Below are 5,987 nucleotides of genomic sequence, written 5' to 3'. Positions count from 1 at the left end.
TGAAAAAATGAAATTTTCAGGGCGTGGAGAACGTCTAATTGTTACAAAGAGTTTACAAAACGGGCAAAAATGAGTATGATAAAAAGAGATGTACCGTTTCAGCTGAAGGGAGGACCGCCCATGAAGCGATTGCCTGTGTGCGCCGCGGCGCTGTTTTGTGCCGCCGCGCTGACCGGCTGCGTTTTTGCCCGGCCGCAGGAACTCGGGGCCACGCCCACGCCCCAGCCGGACGCCGCGCCGGAAACGCTGGTGACCTACGACACGCCTCAGGACATCGACCCCTACACCGGCCTGGCCCGGGGCGAGGATTATCCGCTGGGCCACCGCGGCGTTGCGGTGATGATCAACAACGTGCGCGCCGCCTGGCCCCAGAGCGGCCTGAACAGCGCGGACCTTGTCTATGAGATCGTCACCGAAAGCGGCATCACCCGTCTGATGGCCGTTTACCGGGACTACGAGACGATGCCGGTGGTGGGGCCCATCCGCTCGGCGCGTGACCAGCATGTGCAGCTGATGCTGCCGCTGCAGACGCTCTACGCCCACATCGGCACCTCCAATGTGGCGGCGCAGTATCTGGACCTTTATAAATACACCGAGACCAAGAGCATCGACGGCAAGTACCGCAACTTCTACTGGATCGACACCGAGCGCCGCAAGACCAAGGGCCAGGAGCACTGCGTCTACACCGACGGCCCCACTTTCGCCGCGGCGGTGGAGCAGTTCGGCCTGCAGACCACCTGTTCCTATGAACCGCCGCCGGTGTTCGACTTCGTGCGTTACGACCAGCCGGCCCGGCAGCTGGAGGGCGGCGAGGCGGCGGAAGTCTATCTGCGTTTTTCCGGCTATGCCGACGCCACCTTCCGCTACGACGCGGAATCGGGCAAATATCTCAAATGGCAGTACGACCAGCCCCAGACCGACGCGGCCGACGGCGGCGCGCAGTACGGGGCGGACAATGTGTTCGTGCTCTTTGCCAAGATCGACAAATACCCCGACGGCGTGCTGGCCCATGTGCAGTTTGACCAGGGCGCGGGGCTCTATTTCAACGGCGGGCGCTACGAGCGGGTACGCTGGATCAAGGAAGACCCGGCCAGCCCCCTGCGCATCGTGGACAATGAGGGCAAGGAGATCGACGTGAAGGTGAACCCCGGCACCAGCTACATCGCCGTGGTGGCCGACGAACAGATCGAAAACTGCCGCATCGACGGCCTGGCGCTGGAAGAGCTCTTTGGCGAATGAGCCCGGTGAAAATTTTCCGGGCCGGTTGCCCCGGCGCAGTGCGCCTGTTATAATAGACAACGGAATCGGGCGGTGCGCCGCCTGCAATAAAAAGCGGAATACGAGGGAACAAGTACATGAAACGTTTGCTGTGCATCCTGTTGGCCCTGACCATGTCGGTCAGCCTGTTCACCGCCTGCGGCGGCGATGAGACCACCACCTCCGGCGGCACCGCCGAACCCGGCGTTGAGGCCACGCCCGAGCCCACTCCCGAGCCCTACGAGGCCAATGTGCTCACCGGCTACGAGAAAACGGCCGACTACGCCGAAGGCCAGCGCATCACCGCGGTGATGGTGAACAACATCCAGACCTGCCGCCCCCAGAAGGGCCTGTCGGCTGCGGATGTTCTTTTTGAGATCAAGGTGGAGGGCGGCATCACCCGTTTCATGGCCCTGTTCACCGACTACAACAACATTCCGGACATCGGCCCCGTGCGCTCTGCCCGTGACCAGTTCTTCCGCCTGGTGCTGCCCTGGCAGCCGCTCTATGTCCACATCGGCCAGAGCGTGGTGCAGAAGGAGTACATCACCAACTACAACTACGACGAGTGGAACCTGGAAGGCAACTTCGACGGCAAGCTCTATTACCGCAACGAGGACCGCGTGAACTGGGCGGGCAATCATGTGGACACCGAGCACACCGCCTACACCAACGGCCAGCTCATCGCCGAGTACATCGAGCGCCACGACGTGGACGACCGCCGGATGTACAACTCCACCTTCTTTGACTTCGTGGACTACCGCGACCCCGCCAAGGTCCTCACCGGCGAGAACCTGGAGGGCGCCAGCGCCGACGCGGGCCGTGTGACCATCCGCCACTCCCAGTCCTACCGCACCCAGTTTGACTACGACTCCAGCCTCGGCCAGTACGCCATGGCCCAGTGGTACTACAGCAAGGGCGCCTACATGGATGCCATCGACGAGAACAACGGCCAGCAGCTGATGTTCGACAACCTGCTCATCCTCTTCACCGACATCCACACCTATCCCGGCCACGAGGCCAAGGATCTGCAGTACGCCGAGTACAGCTGGGGCGGCGTGGGCTACTACTGCTACGGCGGCAAGATCGAGCGCATCCGTTGGCAGAAGGGCACCCCGCTGGACACCCTGCGCATCGTGGACTTCAACACCCAGGAGCCTTTCGAGATCAACTGCGGCAAGACCTATGTGACCGTGGTGGACGAGGACGAGATCCCCGGCTTCACCTGGGAATCTCTGGAGACCGCCCAGGACGTGCAGGAGGCCCCCACCACCAACGACTTCGTGGAAAACGAGGATTAAACCTGACCCACTCTGGGGCCCCGGCCGGCATCGGCGGGGGCCCTTTTTGAACAGGATAAGGAGAACACACCCATGAAACTTGCAAAACGAGCTGTTGCTGCGGCGCTGGCCGTGCTGCTGCTGGCAGGCTGCGCTGCTTCGGCGCCCTCCGGAAGCTCCGGCACATCCCAGAGCACCAGCCAGCCGGCACAGGCCACTCCGGAACCCCACGCGGCCAACACCGAGATGCCTCTGCCCGAAGCGGGCATCAGCGCCCTTACCGGGCGCGCGGCCGAAAACCCCGGCCGCCGGCCGGTGGCGGTGATGGTGTCCAATGACGCAGCTGCCCGGCCCCAGTGGGGCATCGCCACCGCGGACCTGCTCATCGAGGCCAACACCGGCGGGGAGAACACCAGCCTGATGGCGGTGTTCGACAGCCTGGAAAAGGCGGTGAAGGTGGGCCCGGTGTGCCAGGGGCGGGACCTGTTCCTGCAGCTGGTGATGCCGGTGAACGCCATCCCCATGTACATCGGCAGTGACATCTACACCTCCAACCTGGTGAACTGGTTCACCTATCAGCCGCTGGACGGCGTGTACATCGGCGTGAACGCCTACAACCTGGACGGCCAGCGGGACCTCACCGCGCCCCAGGAGCTCAGCTGGTACGCCGACAACCGCCTGATCCAGAGCGCCATGGAATCCTACGGCCAGTCGGTGGACGGCGAGACCCCCACCTTTTTCTACTTTGATGAGGCCGCCGCGCCCGCCAAGGGCAACGGCTACCGCCTGGACATCGGCTACGGAGCCCAGCGCACCGCCCAGCTGGTGTACGACGAAGGCGAGGACAGCTACTTCCTCAAAGAGAACGACCAGGACCAGCTGGACGGCACCCTGGAGGACGGCCGGGTGCGCTGCACCAACGTGATCTTGCTGATGGCTTCTTCCGGCTTCAAGGACGACGGCGTCACCCGGGACTATGACATGACCGGCGGCGACGGGCTGTACCTTTCCGGCGGCGGCGCGGCGCAGATCAAATGGCAGAAGGGCGAGGCGGATCAGCCGCTGCAGCTTTTTGACGCGGAAGGCCAGCCCCTTTCTGTGCGGCCCGGCCGCAGCTACATCGGCGTGTGGGACGGTTTTGAAGGCCAGAGCCTGCGCCTGCTGGATGCTTCCGGCGCTGAACAGGCCCTGCCCGCGGCGCCCGCGCCCATGGCCGCGCCCCAGGCTGCCGACCCTGTGGCGTCCGCGCCTGTGGAGCCCGCCTCCGCGCCTGCCTCTGCGCCTGCGGAGCCCGCTTCTGCACCTGCGGAGCCTGCCTCCGCGGCCGGCTGACGGGGGAACGTATGGAAAACGCCCTGACCCCCAACACGAAAAAACAGTGGCTCGCAGCGGCGGCCTGCGCCGCGGCGGTGCTGCTGGTCTGCGCGCTGCCCTTTGCCAGCCGGGATCTGGTTGCCGGCCATGACGCGGTGTTCCACGTCCTGCGGCTGGAGGGCCTGGCCGACGCGCTGGGCGGCGGCGCGTCGCTGCCGGTGCGCATCTATTCGCTGTTTCTGGGCGGCTACGGTTATGCCGCCGGGCTGTTTTACCCCGACATCTTCCTCTATCCCGCGGCGCTGGCCCGGGTGGCGGTGCTGGGGCCGGAGATGGCCTTCAAATTCCTGATGCTGTGCTGTGTGGCTCTTCAGTGCGTCACCAGCTATTTCGCGGGCCGGGCCATCGGCAAAAGCCATTTTGCCGGCTGTGCCTTCATGGTGCTCTACGGCCTGTGCCAGTACCACTTCACCAACCTCTACATCCGCAGCGCGGTGGGCGAGGTGCAGGCCATGGCCTTTCTGCCGCTGGCGGTGTGGGGCCTGTGGGACCTCACCGAGGAGGGGGCAAAGAGACCCTGGCTGCTCTTTCTCGGCTTCACCGGCCTGGTGCTCAGCCACACCGTCAGCCTGGCGCTGATGGGCCTGGTGGCCATCGGCTGGGTGCTGGTGCGGCTGCCGAAGGTGCTGAACCGGCGCGCCATTCTGGGCGGCCTTTGCGCCGCGGCGGCCTGCCTTGCGGTGAGCTGCTACTACTGGCTGCCGGTGCTGGAACAGTTCTCCGCCGACGTGTTCAAGGTGAGCGCCGAACCCCTCACCCGGCTGGCCTACAACGTGATGACCCTCTCGGCCATCTTTGATCCTTCTTCCTACACCGGCCTCGGGCTGGGCGGCATGCTTCTTGTCGTGCTGGCCGTGGCGGCGGGCCTGTGGCTCGCTCGCCGGGGCGTGGGCTGCCGCCGGGGCTGGGTGTTCCTGGCGGTGGGGGTGCTGCTCACCTTTGCCACACTGAGCTGGGTGCCCTGGTCGAAGCTGGATGAGACGATGCTCACCAGCGTCCAGTTCCCTTGGCGGCTGAACGCCTTCGGTCAGATGTTTTTGTGCCTGGGGGCGGCCTGCCTGCTGGCCCGCCTTTCGGCCAAACGGGCGAGAGCGGCGGCGCTGGCGGCCTGCTTCGTGTTATCTCTGGTCAACCTGGCCTGCCTGTGGCCCACCTTCCCGGAGCTGGTGAACTACGAGCGCAATTACTTCACCGGCCAGCGGGGCGAGGCCTTCTATCTGGTGGGGGCCGAGTGGCTGCCCGCCGGAGTGAACACCATCGAGTACGCCTTTGAGCCGGAGGCCCAGTATACCAACGGCAAGGGCGTGTTCCAGGGCGAATACCTGCCGAACGGGGATTTCACGGCGCCCTTCGACGGCACCGCCGGCCTGTGGGGAATCCCCAAACTGTGGTATAAAGGCTATTCCGCCTGGGTGGAGCCTGCGGACGGCGGCGAGGCCGTTGCCGTGCCGCTGCACAAGGACGCCGGCGGCCGGGTGGAGCTGGATGTGCCCGAAGGCCTGCCGGAGGGGCGGCTGGTGGTGAGCTACACCGGCACCGCCCTGCAGCACGCTGCCGATTGGGTGAGCGGCCTGTCGGCTCTGGCGCTGGCGGGTACAGCCGCTGTGTACGGATTGCGCCGGGCAAAGAAAGCCCGCGGATGAAAAAACGGAGCGGCGCGCCGCCCCGAAGGAGAGAGGAGAAGGAATATGTCTCTGTTTGAACCCCGCACCCCCGTCTACAGCGGCGAGGGCGATGAGCTGAAAAAGGTGGAAAAGCTGCTGCACGACCACCAGATCGACTACAAACTGAAGGCCGGCAGCACCGGCACGCTGGTGATGGTCAAGCGCGGCCGCGCCGACGAGGCGGAGATGGAGATCCGCGAGGCCAAAGCCCGCAACTGGCTGTGGTAACAAACAAAAGCAAAAGGCCCGCTGCCAACGGCAGCGGGCCTTCTTGTATATCGAAAACCACTCGCTAGGCGAGTGGTTCAAAAGAAGACTAATGTCGATAATGGGAAAAGAAAAACTCCCTTTGCTATACTGGGAGTGCGGTCTGCCAACTGCACAAGCAAGCAAAGGGAGGTCATTCAAAAAT

General features: G+C 64.4%; 5 protein-coding genes. All 5 read left to right on the top strand.

Going from position 1 to position 5,987, the window contains the following annotated elements; genetic code table 11:
* Nucleotides 1-120: 120 nt before the first annotated feature.
* The 5 genes from ACMNAY_RS08125 (at nt 121) to ACMNAY_RS08105 (ending at nt 5,803) form a co-directional block, all read left to right on the top strand.
* Nucleotides 121-1,239, top strand: a complete 1,119-nt coding sequence (locus ACMNAY_RS08125; RefSeq protein WP_394975804.1) for a DUF3048 domain-containing protein — start codon at nt 121-123, stop codon at nt 1,237-1,239.
* Nucleotides 1,240-1,355: 116 nt separating this feature from the next.
* Nucleotides 1,356-2,558 (top strand): DUF3048 domain-containing protein, encoded by a 1,203-nt coding sequence (locus ACMNAY_RS08120; protein WP_418719050.1) that lies wholly within the window; start codon nt 1,356-1,358, stop codon nt 2,556-2,558.
* Nucleotides 2,559-2,630: 72 nt separating this feature from the next.
* Complete coding sequence (locus ACMNAY_RS08115) at nt 2,631-3,869, top strand: DUF3048 domain-containing protein (RefSeq protein WP_418719049.1); 1,239 nt, start codon at nt 2,631-2,633, stop codon at nt 3,867-3,869.
* A gap of 11 nt (nt 3,870-3,880) precedes the next feature.
* The gene (locus tag ACMNAY_RS08110) at nt 3,881-5,554 is read left to right on the top strand and encodes a 6-pyruvoyl-tetrahydropterin synthase-related protein (protein ID WP_418719048.1); all 1,674 of its coding nucleotides are present in this window, start codon (nt 3,881-3,883) and stop codon (nt 5,552-5,554) included.
* A gap of 45 nt (nt 5,555-5,599) precedes the next feature.
* Nucleotides 5,600-5,803, top strand: a complete 204-nt coding sequence (locus ACMNAY_RS08105; RefSeq protein ID WP_394969365.1) for a hypothetical protein — start codon at nt 5,600-5,602, stop codon at nt 5,801-5,803.
* Nucleotides 5,804-5,987 lie beyond the last annotated feature (184 nt).

The organism is Candidatus Allofournierella merdipullorum, assembly GCF_048426865.1.
GTDB classification, from domain to species: domain Bacteria; phylum Bacillota; class Clostridia; order Oscillospirales; family Ruminococcaceae; genus Allofournierella_A; species Allofournierella_A merdipullorum.
Note: the sequence above shows the minus strand (reverse complement) of the source record. Positions and strands in the feature narration are given on the sequence as shown.